This is a genomic window from Pseudoalteromonas sp. KG3 (genome assembly GCF_030436385.1).
Taxonomy (GTDB): Bacteria; Pseudomonadota; Gammaproteobacteria; order Enterobacterales; family Alteromonadaceae; genus Pseudoalteromonas; species Pseudoalteromonas prydzensis.
Genome location: NZ_CP098523.1, coordinates 2033157 through 2049976 on the forward strand (window position 1 = coordinate 2033157; position 16820 = coordinate 2049976).

Below are 16820 nucleotides of genomic sequence, written 5' to 3' on the forward strand. Positions count from 1 at the left end.
GATAGGTTAGCAAACAGATTTTATTAAATTAACTGTTAGCCGTGATTTCAAAATTGCCTCGTTGGGTAGAATATGGATCGTTTTTACTTGCGCTTGTCGCTGGACTTGTTAATTCGATAGGGTTACTAGGCTTCAAACATCAATCAATGTCACATCTATCAGGCACAGCAACACTCCTTGGCACAAACCTTGTTACTTCACCTGTTACTGATGCATTACACTTAGCACTTATCCTACTGAGCTTTTTAGCCGGTGCGGCGATCTCCGGCGCCTTTTTACAAAGTGGTGCACTCAAACTTGGCCATAATTACAGTAACTTACTGCTGCTTGAAGCCATACTGTTAGCAAGCTCAGTGTATTTTTTATCAAACGACTCTGTAAACGGCCACTATTTAGCATCCGCAGCCTGCGGCTTGCAAAACGCATTAGCCACCACTTACAGCGGCGCAGTTATTCGCACCACTCACGTTACCGGTATTTTTACCGATCTAGGCCTCATGCTCGGCGCTAAATTAAGAGGCGAACCCTTTGATAAACGCAAAGCACTGTTATTTTTACTGATCATCTCAGGGTTCATTTGCGGTGGCACGTTAGGTGCTTATGCATTCCAGTTTTATAACTTTAATGCCCTCTTTATCCCCGCAACCATCTGCCTAGTATTGGCTGTTAGCTACTCAGTGTTTAAAGCTATCAATAGTAAAAAGGTTTAGCCCTTTGCGCGGTTAACACGACTTTTGAAATATATAGTTGCTACAAACCTTTATTAACCTTCATGTTAAGAATCGCTAGGTAATTTCACTAAGAATAATTCTTAGACATAATAATTTGATTTAGAGGTATAATTGCCAAAAATGGAGGGACCCCATGCAGATTGGCATCATAGAAGATCATCAGTTAGTTCGAGATAGTTTTAAAAAGCTACTTGAGCTTGAGTTAAACTGGCAAGTAACAATAGAAGCTTGTTCAGTGAACGAAGCAAAATTAGCCGTAAATATTGACCAGCCAGATGTTTTTATTGTTGATATTTCAATGCACGAAGGTGATACCGGTCTAACTTTTCTCTCCTACTTAAATGAACATTACCCAGCAATAAAAACCATCGTTGCGTCCATGCATGACCATGAACCGTACGTCAGTAATGCGATACAACTTGGCGCGCTCGGCTATGTATCGAAACGTTCTGCTTCAGACGCGATGATCGATGCAGTAAAAACGGTAATGCGCGGCCATCGCTATATCAGTGAAGATGTTAACTTCAGCTACAGCTGTGTTTCGAATAAAAAAGACCTGTTAACGAATCGAGAAATCGAGGCTCTACCGCTTTTTGCAAAGGGTTTAAATGCCAAGCAGGTTGCTCAACAGCTTGGTATGATGCCAAAAACCGCTCACGTACATAAAACAAATATCTGTAATAAACTAAACGCAACAACATCATTTGAACTATTAAAAGTTGCCATTGATATTGGGGTTATCCAACTTAATGAGTTGGTCTAGGGTGATCACTTTCACACCTCCCGCTGCAAACATATTGCGAGTGACGACTAAACAGCTCACTGTTTGCATTGCTTATTTAATCGCATTAGCTGCTGCTTCATGGGTTAGTAACCATCTAGAAACAGTCCCGCAAAGTAGCGCTATATTCCTCCCAGCAGGTATTAAGCTGGCTTTTGTGATTATTTTCCCAACACGCTATTGGCCAGTGATATGGTTTGCATCGCGACTCTATGCAGCGTACTTAGGTTCTTTTTATACTCAGCAATGGCATTTAAATTTATTCCATGGTGTGTGGCAAGAAGCGATTTATTTCGCCATCATTTTCGCTTTTAAGCATAGTCGTTGGCCTCCTACTATAAAAGACAGCAAAGGCATGCTATCACTGATTTTATTAGCCAGTGTAGCAACCGCATCAAAGTGGTTTTTATTTGCCAGCTCTTTCGAGTTCACAACCTGGTTAGAGGGCAAGCAATTACTGCAATATCAGCTAAATATGACATTGGGCGACACGGCTAGCGCATTTTAATCCCAGATTCTAACAGGGTTGAGCGATAATCATCGTCTAGCCCTGCCATTTTCTTTTTTCTCGCCATACTGGCTGTTTTAGTTGTATCTTGTTTAAATAACGCCATGGCTATTTTTCTCATTACGTTAAAAACAAGGGGTCCTTGCTTCTTACGGATTCTTGATTCATCTTCCCTAAAGTTCATATCCAACATCCAATGCATACTTTCAACCTGCCAGTGGCTTCGTACCGCATTAAGTGCTTGCTCCGCACCTAACGCTAACGAACTAATATACCAACGCGTTTCTATCGTGTCTGTACCTGATGATTTATCGTGAACCTCAGCGGTTACTTGAATAACACTCTTTAAGCCAGACCATTGGTAGATTTTATCTAACCAGCTTTTATCAATAAGCAATTGCTGACAAACCCTTGTTTCAATGCGCCCATGCCCTGAGCTTATTTCGGTATGTTTATCATAGTTGCTATTGGTCAATCCTTCGCGCTCACTCTTGTGCCACCAAGCTTCTAATTCACTCTGCATACCTGAATGGTTACCTTTGAGCGCTAGGATATAATCAGCTTTTTGTTTAATTATTTGTTTCGCTATTTCTTGCTGGCAGCCCATAGCATCAAGTGTAATGATGCTATTTTCAATATCTAGCATGGTGAGTAACTCAGGTATGGCTGTGATTTCATTTGTTTTGCTATCAACGGCTGTTTGCCCTAAAACTAACTGGTGTTGGCAGCTCCATGCACTGACGGTATGTAAAGCACTTTTTCTATCTTTGGTTGTAAATGAACGACGTGCAGTTTTTCCATCCATAGCAATAATATCAGCACCCGTGGTTTCAATAAGTGAAGATATCCAAGATTGAAATGCATGCTCTATTTCATCTGATTTTAACCGACAAATGACACGGGCTATGGTGTCGTGTCTTGGAATACCCGCGTTGAAAGCGCCATATCTTTTTAACCAATCAAGTTTTAGATGCCCAAAGTCTTCAATATCCTCCCATCCTTGTGCACCGGAGATTACTGCACTAATGGCTAAAAGGAGAATATCGATAAGCTCATGCTTTTTACAGCGTTCAATGCGAGGATCGGTAATTGAATTAAAGTGTTTCAGAAAAGTAGCGCTCATATTTTACGTGACCAAGGTGATTATTATGCCTTGATCTGATCACTACATATTCTATAAGTTCAATTTATAATGATCTTGCCGTGCATTGGGCGATTTGACTGGCAGCTTGTTTATTGCACCTTTTCTTATTCTGTGCGCAAATCGTTACCAACGGGCTTTTAACCTTCAAGGTGGGCTGAAACTGGCTATTGCAGTCATCGCTTTTACCCTGTTGGTGTTAGCAATATATTTACTACGCCCCGATATTTACTCACTGTTACGCTTAGCGTCTTTGCTACCTATTATTTGGTTTTCATATCACTTTGGCATTACCGGCGCTATATTTGCCGCGGCAGCAGCTAATGGCCTAATAATTTTAGAAGCAAGCATCAGCCAAGATGCAACCAATACCTATATTAGCCAATTATTTATTCTAACCAACGCAGCAACAAGCTTATTACTTGGCGCAGCCGCCGCAGAGCTGCGACAAAAAAATAAGATACTAACAGTGACAAACCTAGAACTGAGAGCGCTACTAGAAAAAAACCAACAACTGGCGATTAAAATGGTGAATGTGCAAGAAAGCGAGAGAAAGCATTTGTCGCAAGAGCTGCATGATGAATTGGGACAAAATCTTACCGCATTTAAAACCGAACTTGCCGTTTTAGCCAGTATGACGGATCAGCGAGCGACAGATATTGTCACGGCCCTTAAACAAAATGCCAATGCAATGTACGATTCAGTCTACCATCTGATGCATTATCTACGCCCACGTGAACTAGATGAATTAGGCTTAGCAAAAGCACTGTCACAAGGGAAATTTAAAAGCTTAATGCATAAGGAAAAGATGCAATATACAACGCATTTATGCTTAAACAAACAACTCAGTGAAGAGCATCAAATTGCGATCTATCGAATTTGCCAAGAAGCAGTCACCAACTGCATAAAACACAGCTGCGCATCTGAGTTGGTAATTAGCTTAGATTCCAACTCGGATCTGATCACGTTAATTATTCAGGATAATGGTAATACTGTCACAACAGCATCGCATTCTGGCGGTTATGGTCTCGCTTTCATTGATGAGCGCGCGACCGCGCTTGGCGGTCAATGCGCATTCTCAAATGAGCAGGGCTTCACTATCACAGTGACATTCCCCAGTTGATCTAAAATATAGACGCTAGCGAAGGTAAACCTGCTTGGAATAAAACTTCTTGCGAACATGTGAAATGTCATTTTCACTTGCTGATACTTGCACTTCTGCCTGATTGCCAACTAACTGCAATAACAACCCTTCGGCAATTTCTTTATCACCTACTTTTGATTTAATAACCACTTTTTTGCCAATAGCCCCTTGCAATCTAGGTTTAGGAAAAGTGACTTTATTGATCGGCTTTAAGCCTTCATAATTGGTGAAAAGATTAACGCAGTGCTGTTTTGCCGCAAGTATCAAATCGTCTTTAGACTTCACAATATCGACATTATTTAAAAAGTGGATGAGTGCGCTATTGCGCCGATCAAACTCACTCGATACATCCTGTATATTAAGCGCTGATGCCCATTTACGCAGCACTAAATATTTTCCTAGTTTGATCCGCGTCAGGCTGGTTGATGCTCCCGTCATCTTGCTATACCACTCGATGCGATAGCATGATGATCCCAAGCTATGTAATAGCACCCTTGTATTGCCAAACTCCCTTGTACTGCCCTCGATCACGCTCATCCTAATTCCCTAAACTAGCAATAAAGCAATAGGTTAGGCGCTAATGAAAGAGGTTAATATCATCGTTTTTCTTATTACGACTAAGAAAATGGCTTATAGCATTTGTGCCTAGTTTGGATTTAGAGCGTATATTTCAAGCACAAAAAAGCCCGCAGCGTTAACTGCGGGCTTTTTTGTTGAATGAGTGAGTCAGCCGTATAAGCCGGGTTCTGTCCTTTCCGAAGAAAGTGATAATCATTCGTCTAGGCCATAAATCGCTCTATGGCTCAAGCAACCTACCCGGTTCTCACGTGGGCCACGCGTTCATTATTTAAAATGATAGAACCCTATTTGGTCTTGCTCCGGGTGGAGTTTACCTTGCAACCAACTATTGCTAGTGGCCCGGTGCGCTCTTACCGCACCCTTTCACCCTTACCAATCCGAAGATTGGCGGTCTCCTCTCTGCTGCACTTGTCGTAGGCTCACGCCCCCCAGCCGTTAGCTGGCACCCTGCCCTATGGAGCCCGGACTTTCCTCCCCCTGCGCATTTTCGTTGCAGGCAGCGATCATCTTGGCTGACTCGGCGCGCAGTATACCTGAGCTGGATTGTATGTGCAGTAAAGATTTAGCCTTTTTCGTCAATAATTGTTTTATAAAGGGCATTTTTCTTCATACCAAAGTACTCGGCTACAATGCCACAGGCTTTTTTCATTGGCATTTCATTCTCAAGTAGCGCCAACATTTTACGTGCTTCTGGCGGAATATCATCAACCTGCTTTGGACTACCTGGCAACATTAGGACAATTTCGCCGCGCTGCTTGGTTGGGTCGTCGGTTAAAAACTGTTTGAGTTCACTCACTGTACCATTAAAAAATGTTTCAAAGGTTTTGGTTAGCTCTTTGGCAAATACTACCTGTTGCTCACTACCAAGGGCAATCTCCAAGTCATCAAGGCTTGCCATAATGCGATGAGTACTTTCGTACATAATGCTGGTGATGTTGGAGTTAACCGCTTCGATAAAAAAGTCTTGCCGAGCTTTACTTTTTGCTGGGGTAAAACCAATAAACTGAAAGCGATCCGTTGGCAAACCAGAACAACATACCGCGGTAATTGCCGCGCATGCACCAGGGATAGGTGTAACATGGGCGCCTTGCTCTCGGCACAAGTTTACAACCGCATAACCTGGATCACTAATAAGCGGTGTGCCGGCATCGGAAACCAGTGCTATATTTAAACCTTGATTAAGTTGATCAATTATTTGTTGCGCTTTTTGCTTTTCATTATGGTCGTGCAAAGCAAAGGTTTTTGCCTTAATACCAAAGTGACTGAGCAACTTACCTGTGTGGCGGGTGTCTTCAGCAGCGATTAAGTCAACTTGCGATAATGTCGCGATTGCACGCTGACTTAAATCGTCAAAATTGCCGATTGGGGTGGCTACAATGTAAAGAGTGCCGATTTTCTGTGAATTCTCCTCATTTAACATTGAGGTCTCCTGCGTCAGTCAGTAATATAAGCAAATCGCGTTTAACGTATTGGGAAATCATTGTGCGACTTAAACTTGTTAGTCTAGTTATTATATTGTCAGGGTTATCGGCCTGTAGTACAACCGAAAAACCGACTAAAACCACTGAAAATCTCAGTTCCGCGAATAGCACGTCACAAATTCAAACGGCTGATGCACAATCGATGTACCAATTAGCTTTAAATCGCCAAGGTGCAGATAAAATTCAACTGCTTTATAGCGCACGCGATGCCGCTATCACCGAACAGCAATGGCCGCTACTAGAGCTAGTATGTACTGAATTGGAGCGAACTCCAAGCGTAGACCAAGTGCAAAATAAGCTGTATATCGCTTTTGCACAAAAACAACAAAATAAGAATAACGCGGCACTTGAGATTTTAGCCAGTTTAGATAACCAGCTAAGCCAGCCTGAGCACTTTGCTTGGCATCAATATTTAACCGCCAGTGTGTATGCCTCACAAAACTTGCCTAAAGAGGCCATGACCTATTTCTTTCGTGCCTCTGAAACTGCCAGTAAAAATAATTTAACGATTCCACAACTCAACAGAGACCTGTGGCAAAACCTACAACAATTATCTTCCTATGCGTTGGAGCGCTTTAATCGCGGCTCAGTTGTGCAGCAAGGCTGGGTAAACTTAGCGCTTTATCACCAAGTGTATTTAGGTGCGCCGGTAGAACTTGATCAAGCCATTAATAATTGGCAGCGCCGCTACCCTGGACACCCTGCAATTGATGTATTACCGAAGAAAGTGGCGGAGTTAATGGCGATCGAACCGCTTAAGATTGAGCGCTTAGTGGTGTTATTGCCGCAATCTGGCGCCAATGAGCGCTTAGGTGATGCTTTAAAAGCAGGAGCATTAGCTGCGTTAGATAATGCATCAATTGGTGAAACCATTTTTATTGATGAAATGCTCAGCCCTGCGGAGATCTCAGCAAAACTACTTGAAATACAACCCAGTTTTATAGTTGGGCCGCTACTTAAAGGCAGTATCGATAAGTTTGCAGTCAGTAAAACATTGCTTGATTACCCTGTTTTACACTTAAATTCTTTTGATGGTGAGCGTCAATCTGCGCAGCATTATTTTTTTGCGCTTAATCCTGAGCACGAAGTACAACAAGCTCTGGAGCATTTTTTAACTGTTGGCTACCAAAAACCGATGTTACTAGCGCCAAACAATAGCGCCGGACAACGCTTAGTTGATTTTTTCAACATGCAATGGCAACGCTACAGCGAAACCGCTCCACAAGTCGGGCTCTATAATAATAAAGCAGATATGCCAACCACCATTGTTAGCTTGCTCGAAGTAGATAAATCCAAAGAGCGAATTGCCACTGTTAAAGCATTATTTAAACAAGAAGTAGAGAGTGAAACTCGATCTCGCCGCGATATTGATGTTATTTATATTCTTGGTGATGCGATTGAAACACGGCTGATAAAACCGTATTTAGATGTCAATGTCAGTACTTTTGCGGATCGCATTCCTCTTTATGCAAGCTCCAAAAGTCATAGTAAACAAATTGATAGTACAGATAAGGGCGATCTTGATGGATTATATTTTACTGAACTTCCATGGATGCTGAGCGGACAAATAACTGATCATACTTTGCGTCAGCAATATAACTCGCTGTGGCCAGAGCAAGCAGATATAAGCCAACGTTTATTTGCCATGGCGTATGACTCGGTGGCGATGCTGAGTAATATAACTCAATTGAGTATGATCCCGGGTAAGCGATTTAATGGTTTAACCGGTCAATTAAGTATTACTAGTGATGGACAAGTTAATCGTCACCTTAATTGGGCACAATACAAAGACAGACAAATTCAAGCTGTGCAGTTAGAAACAACTGCACCATTGCCTCTATTTATGCAATCAGCTAGCACAGTGTCAGACAGTGAGTAGCTGTTAGCAAGTATATAAAACAAGGATGTGGTCATGTCGTGGTTTAAACAGCTGTGGCAGAATAGCCGAGAGAAAGGTCAGTATTACGAGCTTGAAGCTCAAAAGTACCTAGTGACGCAAGGGTTAATCCCAATCGAGCGTAACTATAACTGCCCTTACGGGGAGCTAGATGTAATAATGCGCGATGGCAACACGTTAGTATTTGTGGAAGTGAAATTTCGCAGTAATCATGTTAAAGGTGGCGCACTCCATGCTTTAGGTAAACAAAAGCAGGAACGTTTAAAGCGTACTATTTACCATTATCTAGCAGCTAAAAAACTGAGTGATCAAGCAATAAGAATTGATTTTGTCGCTATAACCGGCGAAGCATCACAACAACTTAATTGGATAAAAAACGTATTTTAATATGCAAGATACCATTAAAGAAATTTTCACAGAAAGTATTCAAGTGCAAATTGCCGCAGGTGAAGTACTCCCTAGCGCCTTAGAAGCAGCTGCATTTACCATAGCGCAAAGCCTGATCAATGGTAATAAGTTGATTTGTTGTGGCACTGCAAGCTGCCACATGCTCGCTCAACACATGGCTGGCGTACTAATCAACTATTATGAAACTGAGCGTCCTTGCTTACCTGCAATTGCGCTTTCTCAAGAACATATTAATCTTGGCCAAAGTAATCAAAGTGACGACCAAGAAACTTTCGCTCGGCAAATTCGTGCCTTTGCTCAACAAGGCGACTTACTGTTAGTACTAGCAATCAATGGTAATGAAAAAAACATCATTAGTGCAGTTGAAGCGGCACTCACCAAAGATATGAAAGTCATTGTACTCGTTGGCGATGATGGTGGTGAGTTGGTCGGTTTATTGGGTGCCAATGATGTCGAAATACGAGTGCCATCAAAACGTCCGAGTCGCATTATAGAGTCTCATTTGGTTAATCTGCATTGTTTAAGCGAACTCGTCGACTTAACCCTATTCCCACAGGAAGAAAATTAATGTTGAAACAATCACTCATCGTTATCAGTACCGTTTTATTATTACAAGGTTGCGCCGCTGCGGTGGTTGCAGGCACTGCCGGTGCAGTTACTGCTGCGAACGATCGCCGTACACTTGGTTCACAAATTGATGATAGTAATATCGAAATAAAAGCCGGAGTGGCAATCAACGATGTACCGCGCCTTGCTGATCATGCCAATATCAGCGTGGTTAGCGTTAACGGCATCGTGCTGTTAGTAGGCCAAGTTGCTAATCAAGAAATGAAAGATGAAGCTCAGCGTGCCATTGAGGGCCTACCTGCAATACGTAAAATACATAACCAGCTGCGCATAGGCTCTAACATTAGTATGAGCACCCAAACCCATGATTCTTGGTTAACCTCTAAAGTAAAAACGCAATTACTCACCACTGACAATATCAGCAGCAACAATATTAAAGTAGTTACTGAAAACGGCGAAGTATTTTTAATGGGCTTAGTGTCTGATGCCGAGTCAAATACAGCAGTAGACGTTGCCCGTAATGTCTCTGGCGTAGAACGTGTTATTAAGGTCTTTGAGTATTTGTAGAGGTATCAAGTTCTAGGTTCTAGGTTCTAGGTTCTAGGTTCTAGGTTCTAGGTTCTAGGTTCTAGGTTCTAGGTTCTAGGAATTAAAAGCCTTACAGTTGATATCGCAAGGTTTTCTATACCTGTGGGCGGGAGTTTACCTCGTGCAGCTCTTAGTCTTTAAGCCAATTCCCCCCCCGACGTAGGAAATGGCTTTAGCCATGAATGGTATAAACCTGCGCGGCATAAAGCCGCGCCTACAATAAATCCAAACCCCCATGCCAACCCCGTAGCCCTTAGTTTACCTAGCGCCTTTAACCTTCAATCTGCTTTTATACAGACATAAAAAAACCGCTTGATCAGCGGTTTTTATCAAACAATTACATATTACTTAATAACACGTAAGTGAGAGCCTTTTTTCTTTTCAGGCTTAGTTGGTGCTGGTTCGTCAGGTAATAATTCATCTGCGATATCAACACTTTCTAACTCAGCTGCAAACTCGTCTTCGTCCTCTAAAAACTCATCTGCGGTAAACACAGTGCCTTCACCGTTTTCGCGGGCATAAATAGCAAGCACGGCACCAATTGGTACGTATACTTGCATTGGCTGACCACCAAAGCGAGCACTAAAGCTTAGTTGCTGATTATCCATTGAGAATTGTGTGACAGCTGACGGGCTAATATTTAATACGATTTGTCCATCTTGAACAAACTGCGTTGGTATTTGCACGGCAGGAAAGTCAGCGTTCACCACTAAATGCGGCGTGCACTGGTTATCAACAATCCAATCAAAGAAAGCACGAAGTAAATAAGGACGATTAGGCGTCATTACAAACGGATCTCGCGCTCAGTTTCAGTAAGAGAAGCTTGGAATGATTCACGCTCAAATAAACGGATCATATATTCTTTCATCTCTTTAGAACCTGCACCTGTCAGCTCAATACCAAGCTCTGGTAAACGCCATAACAATGGTGCTAAGTAACAATCAACTAAACTGAATTCTTCGCTCATAAAGTATGGCGCTTCAGTGAAGATTGCTGAAACAGCTAGTAAAGCTTCTGTTAGTTCTTTACGCGCTTGTGCAGACTCTGCACCATTTGCGTAAATTTTTGCAGCAAGGCTGTACCAATCCGTATCGATACGATGCATCATTAAACGGCTACGGCCACGCATTACCGGATAAACTGGCATTAGTGGAGGATGAGGAAAACGTTCATCAAGGTATTCCATGATGATGTTTGCCTGATATAAACCAAGCTCACGGTCGATCAGTGTTGGCACTGTTCCGTAAGGGTTAATTTCATGAAGTGCTTCTGGCAGGTTGTCCTTTTCAGCCAGATGAATATCTACACTTACGCCTTTTTCAGCAAGTACAATACGTACTTGGTGGCTATACATACAGTTAGCACCAGAAAAAAGGGTCATTACAGGGCGCTTATTGGCAGCTACGGCCATGCCTACCTCCATTAAATAACAAAAACAGCAAAAGGGGCTTAAGCCCCTATTGCAAAATTACCTTTAAATATGTTCAAAATTAATGAACATCTCTCCAGTATTCTTTCTTCAGCATAAATGCCAAGATAAACAGAATAATTAAAAATCCGATTACCTTAAGACCCAGCGCTTCCGATTCAAGACGCGTAGGTTCACCTACGTACTCTAGGAAGTTCGTTAAATCACGAACTGCTTGGTCATATTCATCTACACTTAATTCACCGGTACCATCTGTTTTAGTGCCAACAACTTTAGTCACAGTGTGACCATGTTCTTCCACTTCTTCAGTAATAGGCGTAGGTAAACCTTGCAGTTCTTGCAGAACATGCGGCATACCTACCGATGGAAATATTGTATTATTCACACCGAACGGACGAGATTCATCTTTATAAAACGATTTTAAATAGGTGTAAATCCAATCACTGCCACGCACACGCGCAACATTTGTTAGATCCGGCACAGCCGCACCAAACCATTTTGCAGCATCATCTTTTTCAATAGAATTAGTGATGTGACTACCGACTTTTGAACCGTCAAAAATTAACTGTTCAAGACCTACATCTGTAGGAATACCGATATCACGGAAAGTACGTTCATAACGTTGATACTGCATTTGGTGACAACCAAGACAGTAGTTCATGAACAACTTTGCACCACGTTGCAATGATGGCTGATCAGTTAGGTCATTACCCGCTTCCATTAATGGAACCGAAGGACCCGCAGCCATTGCCGGCAATACGTTTATTGATAAAGCAAATAAACCGATAATTAGCTTTTTCATCATTTCGTTAACCTCTCTGGCAATGGCTTAGTTTTTTCATTCTTACTGTATACAAATAACAGTACGAAGAACATAAAGTAAGTCACAGTACAGATTTGCGAAATAATCGTTTTCAAATCAGTTTGTGGAGTTGCACCCACCCAACCAAGTAAAACGAAAGTAACGACAAAACCTGCGATGTTCCATTTATGGAAGCCACAACGGTAACGAACCGATTTCACCGTGCCACGGTCAATCCAAGGTAATAGTGCAAGTACGACAATTGATGCACCCATTGCTGCAACACCGATTAACTTATCAGGGATTGCACGTAAGATGGCATAGAATGGCGTAAAGTACCAAACTGGGAAAATATGCTCAGGAGTCTTAAGTGGGTTTGCTGGCTCAAAGTTAGGCGCTTCTAAGAAGAACCCACCCATCGCAGGCATAAAGAACACAACCCAACAGAATAAGATTAAGAAACCAACCACGCCCATAATATCTTTTACGGTGTAATATGGGTGGAACGGTATCGCATCAACAATGTCTTTTTTGTCAGTGTAATACTCATGGAATTTAAATTTAGGCTTATCTTCTTCAGCTACAGAGCCTTTCTTACGCTTGATTTCAACACCATCAGGGTTATTTGAACCCACTTCGTGAAGTGCCACAATGTGTAAGAATACAAGAATAACAATAACCAATGGTAAGGCAATAACGTGTAATGCAAAGAAGCGGTTAAGCGTTGCACCTGAAATTACATAATCACCACGGATCCAAAGTGTTAAGTCATCACCAATTACCGGTATCGCACCGAATAATGAAATGATTACCTGTGCACCCCAGAATGACATTTGACCCCATGGTAATAAATACCCCATGAAAGCTTCAGCCATTAGCGCTAGGAAGATAAACATACCAAACAACCACAGTAATTCACGTGGTTTTTGGTAAGAACCGTAGATCATGCCACGGAACATATGCAGGTATACAACGATGAAAAACGCTGATGCACCCGTTGAGTGCAAATAACGTAACAACCAGCCGTATTCAACATCACGCATGATGTATTCAACAGATGCAAATGCACCTTCAGCAGAAGGCACAAAGTTCATCGTTAACCAAATACCTGTTAGGATTTGGTTTACTAGCACTAACATGGCTAATGAGCCAAAGAAGTACCAGAAGTTAAAGTTTTTTGGTGCTGGATACTGTGCAATATGCATGTTCCAAACACGTGTCATTGGGATACGGTCGTCGATCCAACCAATAATCTTACCAAACATTAGGCAGCCCCTTCTTCTTCGCCCACTAAAATAGTGGTGTCATCGATAAAGGTGTAAGGCGGTATTTCTAAGTTCAATGGCGCCGGAACCGCTTGGAATACGCGACCAGCCATATCAAATTTAGAACCGTGACATGGGCAGTAGAAACCGTCGTCGGTCCCTTCTACTTTTTCACTAAAGTTGCCTTCAAAAAAGCCAGGTGAACAACCTAAGTGTGTGCAAATACCAACCGCAACGAAAATTTCCGGACGTTTTGAACGGTATTCGTTTACAGCTGATTCAGGTTGTTGAGGCTCTTCAGATGCAGGATCACGAAGTTGACCTTCATGTGCTTTCATCTGCTCAAGCATTTTTGGGGTACGTGATACAACCCATACAGGTTTACCACGCCACTCGACACGTATTAATTGTCCTGACTCAAGTTTGCTGATATCTACTTCTACAGGCGCACCCGCAGATTTAGCTCGCTCACTTGGATTCCAAGACGCAATAAAAGGAACAGCAGCCCCAGCCGCACCAACACCACCTACAACAGAGGTAGCTATGGTTAAAAAGCGACGTCGGCCATTGTCTACAGGCGCATTGCTCATCCACTTATCTCCACTATGATTCCCAACACTTGCTATATTGAGAACATCAGTTACAGCAGGTTAATTTTTAGAAATTTTAAAATAGACGCGATCATAATTAAAACCCTTGATTAAAACAAGGTTATTCACAGTTCCATGCTCGAATAAACCCGATTTAATTAAATTATTAATAGGGTCGGCTCGAGTATGAAGCCGTTTGCTATGATAACGACTTTAAAAAAACAATATACTGACCAAGATCAACCTCACTAAGAGGAAACAGATAAACTGCACATGGTGCTGTTGAACTCACTCACATTACTTGCCAGACAATTGTAGCAAAAAAATTCACCAATTAACTGACGGATTTACACTTATTACGATAATTATTGAACTTTTTTTAAGGTTATACGCAGGAAAGACAGTCGCAGGTTAATAATCCAACAAAAAATTGTGCAGCTATCAGCTATCAGCTATCAGCTATCAGCTATCAGCTATCAGCTATCAGCTATCAGCTATCAGCTATCAGCTATCAGCTATCAAAACTTTGCCCCTATCAACTTAAGAGTCGAGAAGATCTTATCTTTACCTGACGACTAAAGACTTAAAGCTTACAACTGCGTATAAACAAAAAACCCAGCAGAAGCTGGGTTTTTGAAATTCTTGATAACGTAAATATTAACGTTTTGAGAACTGTGGACGCTTACGCGCTTTCTTAAGACCCACTTTCTTACGTTCAACTTTACGTGCATCACGAGTAACGAAACCTGCTTTACGAAGTTGTGGACGTAGTGACTCGTCAAACTCCATAAGTGCACGAGTGATACCGTGACGGATTGCACCAGCTTGACCAGTAGTACCACCACCAGCAACGGTGATGTAAAGATCAAACTTTTCAGTCATATCTACAAGCCCAAGAGCTTGACGAACAACCATGCGTGCTGTTTCGCGACCAAAATACTCTTCTAAAGAGCGATTGTTGATTACGATGTTACCAGTGCCTGGGCGTAAGAATACGCGAGCACTTGAACTTTTACGACGACCTGTACCGTAGTATTGATTTGCCATGTTAGTGCTCCTTAAATGTCTAGAACCTGAGGCTGTTGTGCAGCATGGTTGTGCTCAGTACCCGCGTAAACTTTAAGTTTACGGTACATAGCGCGGCCTAAAGGACCACGTGGCAACATGCCCTTAACAGCTTTCTCGATGATCATTTCAGGCTTTGCAGCTTGAAGTTTATCAAAAGTAACAGACTTAAGACCACCTGGGAAACCAGAGTGTGCATAGTACACTTTATCTTTGAATTTGTTACCAGTTACAGTAACTTTCTCCGCGTTGATAACGATGATGTAATCACCAGTATCTACGTGTGGAGTATATTCAGCTTTGTGCTTACCGCGTAGGCGATGAGCGATTTCAGTAGCGATGCGACCTAAAGTTTTACCTTCAGCGTCAACTACGTACCAGTCACGTTTTACTGTTTCTGGTTTAGCAACAAACGTTTTCATTTATAAAAATCCAATGTTTTTCAATTAAAACCACAGGTAATTATTATTAATTACCGCTCTAAATGTTTGCTCCAACCCCTTCGAGTTTAAGACTTTAGCGCCATTCAAAAGAGGCTAATCTGATGAAGGCAATAGAACGCAACGTGGCAGACGCGGGAGTATACCAGCACTTTTATCACATTGCTACTCGACGGTTGTTTTTTCCGCAAGAAATTTGTTCTATCAGCTATCAGCTATCAGCTTCAGAGTCAAGAAAATCTTATCTTTACCTGACGGCTGACGGCTGACGGCTGACGGCTCAAGTTACGCCAAATGCTCTCTTGCTAAATACTCTAGCGACTGCATCTCTTGTAAACGGCTAATGCAACGTTTGAACTCAAAATTAAGATTGCCTTGGGTATAGAGTTCAGTGATCGGTTGTTCCGCCGAGATAATTAATGTTACATGGCGTTCGTAAAACTCATCCACTAAAGCTATAAAGCGACGCGCGGCATCATCATTATTTTGCCCTAGTTGCTTTACGTTCGATAAGATCACGGTGTTATATAAGCGGCTTATTTCCATATAGTCGACTTGGCTTCGAGCGGTTTCACATAGCTCAGGAAAATCAAACATCACGATACAATCTGATACTTTACGTGTTTTGATCATCCGCCCTTCAATTTCAATTGCTTGATCAAGAACGCCCGGCTCCGGCGATAATTTATCAAAATACTCAAATAAGTTTTTATCAGCCTGAGCATCTAAAGGACTGTGGAAAATTTCTGCTTGTTCCAAAGTACGCAGACGGTAATCAATGCCAGAATCGACATTGACGATTTCAGTATTGGCGTTAACCAAAGCAATTGCTGGTAAAAAACGCGCGCGCTGTAAGCCATTGCGATATAACTCATCAGGCACTATGTTAGAGGTTGCCACTAACACAATACCACGGGCGAACAAGGCTTCCATTAAACCACCGAGCAACATGGCATCGGTAATATCTTGCACAAAAAACTCATCAAAACAGATAATGTCAGTTTCAGCTTTTAGAATATCCGCCACCACTTCTAATGGGTTAGCCGTGTTATTTAATTTTTTTAATTCATCATGAACACGATGCATAAACCGATGAAAGTGCACGCGCATCTTGCGCTTGCCTGGCAACGCTTCATAAAAAGTATCAACCAAATAGGTTTTACCGCGCCCTACACCTCCCCAAAAATACAACCCTTTTATAGGTGGCGTGCTATCTTTATTAAAGAGTTTAGAAAACCAACCCTTAGCTGCAGGCTTAGCAGCCGTTAAGTCATCATATAGCCTTTGTAGGTGACGCACTGCGTTTTCTTGCGCAGCATCGTAAACAAAGTCATCGCGCTGTAAATCTTGTTGATATTTTTGCCAAGGAGTCATAGATAGTTACAATAAAACACGGTTTAATTT

The 16820-nt window shown here is 42.0% G+C and carries 19 protein-coding genes and 1 other RNA gene; 8 read left to right on the forward strand and 12 right to left on the reverse strand.

Features of this window, described 5'->3' with window-relative positions; translation table 11 throughout:
* The first annotated feature begins 41 nt into the window (after nt 1-41).
* The 3 genes from NDQ71_RS09630 to NDQ71_RS09640 all read left to right on the forward strand — a co-directional run bounded on the left by NDQ71_RS09630 (nt 42) and on the right by NDQ71_RS09640 (nt 2020).
* Nucleotides 42-710, forward strand: coding sequence for a YoaK family protein (locus NDQ71_RS09630; RefSeq protein WP_192541152.1), 669 nt, complete (start codon nt 42-44; stop codon nt 708-710).
* Between the two features lie 154 nt (nt 711-864).
* Nucleotides 865-1494 carry a response regulator transcription factor gene (locus NDQ71_RS09635; RefSeq protein WP_064667849.1) on the forward strand — a complete coding sequence of 210 codons (630 nt, stop codon included), beginning with the start codon at nt 865-867 and terminating at the stop codon, nt 1492-1494.
* On the forward strand, nt 1481-2020 hold the full coding sequence (locus NDQ71_RS09640) for a hypothetical protein (RefSeq protein WP_301561524.1): 540 nt from the start codon (nt 1481-1483) through the stop codon (nt 2018-2020). The genes NDQ71_RS09635 and NDQ71_RS09640 overlap by 14 nt, the downstream gene beginning before the upstream one ends.
* On the opposite strand, the gene NDQ71_RS09645 is transcribed toward NDQ71_RS09640, so the two are convergent.
* The gene (locus NDQ71_RS09645) at nt 2007-3143 is read right to left on the reverse strand and encodes an ISAs1 family transposase (protein ID WP_024602346.1); all 1137 of its coding nucleotides are present in this window, start codon (nt 3141-3143) and stop codon (nt 2007-2009) included. The genes NDQ71_RS09640 and NDQ71_RS09645 overlap by 14 nt on opposite strands.
* An 85-nt stretch (nt 3144-3228) precedes the next feature.
* Between NDQ71_RS09645 and NDQ71_RS09650 the strand changes: the two genes are divergently transcribed.
* Entirely contained in the window at nt 3229-4284 is a 1056-nt protein-coding gene (locus NDQ71_RS09650; RefSeq protein WP_301561525.1) for a histidine kinase, read from the forward strand.
* Nucleotides 4285-4299: 15 nt separating this feature from the next.
* Here NDQ71_RS09650 and NDQ71_RS09655 read toward each other — a convergent pair whose 3' ends face one another.
* The 3 genes from NDQ71_RS09655 to rsmI all read right to left on the reverse strand — a co-directional run bounded on the left by NDQ71_RS09655 (nt 4300) and on the right by rsmI (nt 6304).
* Nucleotides 4300-4842, reverse strand: a complete 543-nt coding sequence (locus NDQ71_RS09655) for a hypothetical protein (protein ID WP_064667847.1) — start codon at nt 4840-4842, stop codon at nt 4300-4302.
* Between the two features lie 182 nt (nt 4843-5024).
* Nucleotides 5025-5403: RNase P RNA component class A (gene rnpB / locus NDQ71_RS09660), an RNA gene on the reverse strand.
* Between the two features lie 43 nt (nt 5404-5446).
* Nucleotides 5447-6304 carry a 16S rRNA (cytidine(1402)-2'-O)-methyltransferase gene (gene rsmI / locus NDQ71_RS09665; protein ID WP_064667846.1) on the reverse strand — a complete coding sequence of 286 codons (858 nt, stop codon included), beginning with the start codon at nt 6302-6304 and terminating at the stop codon, nt 5447-5449.
* A 62-nt stretch (nt 6305-6366) separates the two neighbouring features.
* Between rsmI and NDQ71_RS09670 the strand changes: the two genes are divergently transcribed.
* Genes NDQ71_RS09670 through dolP form a run of 4 tightly spaced genes read left to right on the forward strand, consistent with a single transcriptional unit; the run spans nt 6367 to nt 9804 of the window.
* A complete protein-coding gene (locus NDQ71_RS09670; protein WP_192541154.1) occupies nt 6367-8244 on the forward strand; it encodes a penicillin-binding protein activator in 1878 nt (625 codons plus the stop codon).
* 33 nt (nt 8245-8277) lie between these two features.
* The gene (locus NDQ71_RS09675) at nt 8278-8649 is read left to right on the forward strand and encodes a YraN family protein (protein ID WP_192541155.1); all 372 of its coding nucleotides are present in this window, start codon (nt 8278-8280) and stop codon (nt 8647-8649) included.
* Nucleotide 8650: 1 nt separating this feature from the next.
* The gene (locus NDQ71_RS09680; protein ID WP_064667843.1) at nt 8651-9238 is read left to right on the forward strand and encodes an SIS domain-containing protein; all 588 of its coding nucleotides are present in this window, start codon (nt 8651-8653) and stop codon (nt 9236-9238) included.
* Nucleotides 9238-9804: a division/outer membrane stress-associated lipid-binding lipoprotein gene (dolP, locus tag NDQ71_RS09685; protein WP_064667842.1), complete on the forward strand. Its 567-nt coding sequence runs from the start codon at nt 9238-9240 to the stop codon at nt 9802-9804. The genes NDQ71_RS09680 and dolP overlap by 1 nt, the downstream gene beginning before the upstream one ends.
* A gap of 365 nt (nt 9805-10169) precedes the next feature.
* Here the strand turns inward: dolP and NDQ71_RS09690 are convergent, their stop codons facing one another.
* The 8 genes from NDQ71_RS09690 to zapE form a co-directional block, all read right to left on the reverse strand.
* Nucleotides 10170-10610, reverse strand: a complete 441-nt coding sequence (locus NDQ71_RS09690) for a ClpXP protease specificity-enhancing factor (protein ID WP_064667841.1) — start codon at nt 10608-10610, stop codon at nt 10170-10172.
* Complete coding sequence (gene sspA, locus NDQ71_RS09695) at nt 10610-11236, reverse strand: stringent starvation protein SspA (protein WP_064667929.1); 627 nt, start codon at nt 11234-11236, stop codon at nt 10610-10612. Before sspA ends, NDQ71_RS09690 begins: the two co-directional genes overlap by 1 nt.
* A gap of 79 nt (nt 11237-11315) precedes the next feature.
* The gene (locus NDQ71_RS09700; RefSeq protein ID WP_192543185.1) at nt 11316-12059 is read right to left on the reverse strand and encodes a cytochrome c1; all 744 of its coding nucleotides are present in this window, start codon (nt 12057-12059) and stop codon (nt 11316-11318) included.
* Nucleotides 12056-13321 carry a cytochrome b N-terminal domain-containing protein gene (locus NDQ71_RS09705; RefSeq protein ID WP_064667839.1) on the reverse strand — a complete coding sequence of 422 codons (1266 nt, stop codon included), beginning with the start codon at nt 13319-13321 and terminating at the stop codon, nt 12056-12058. The genes NDQ71_RS09700 and NDQ71_RS09705 overlap by 4 nt, the downstream gene beginning before the upstream one ends.
* Complete coding sequence (gene petA / locus NDQ71_RS09710; RefSeq protein WP_064667838.1) at nt 13321-13911, reverse strand: ubiquinol-cytochrome c reductase iron-sulfur subunit; 591 nt, start codon at nt 13909-13911, stop codon at nt 13321-13323. Before petA ends, NDQ71_RS09705 begins: the two co-directional genes overlap by 1 nt.
* 657 nt (nt 13912-14568) lie before the next feature.
* The gene (rpsI, locus tag NDQ71_RS09715) at nt 14569-14958 is read right to left on the reverse strand and encodes a 30S ribosomal protein S9 (RefSeq protein ID WP_016710054.1); all 390 of its coding nucleotides are present in this window, start codon (nt 14956-14958) and stop codon (nt 14569-14571) included.
* An 11-nt stretch (nt 14959-14969) separates the two neighbouring features.
* A complete protein-coding gene (rplM, locus tag NDQ71_RS09720) occupies nt 14970-15398 on the reverse strand; it encodes a 50S ribosomal protein L13 (protein WP_064667837.1) in 429 nt (142 codons plus the stop codon).
* 303 nt (nt 15399-15701) lie between these two features.
* The gene (gene zapE, locus NDQ71_RS09725; RefSeq protein WP_192542405.1) at nt 15702-16790 is read right to left on the reverse strand and encodes a cell division protein ZapE; all 1089 of its coding nucleotides are present in this window, start codon (nt 16788-16790) and stop codon (nt 15702-15704) included.
* Nucleotides 16791-16820 lie beyond the last annotated feature (30 nt).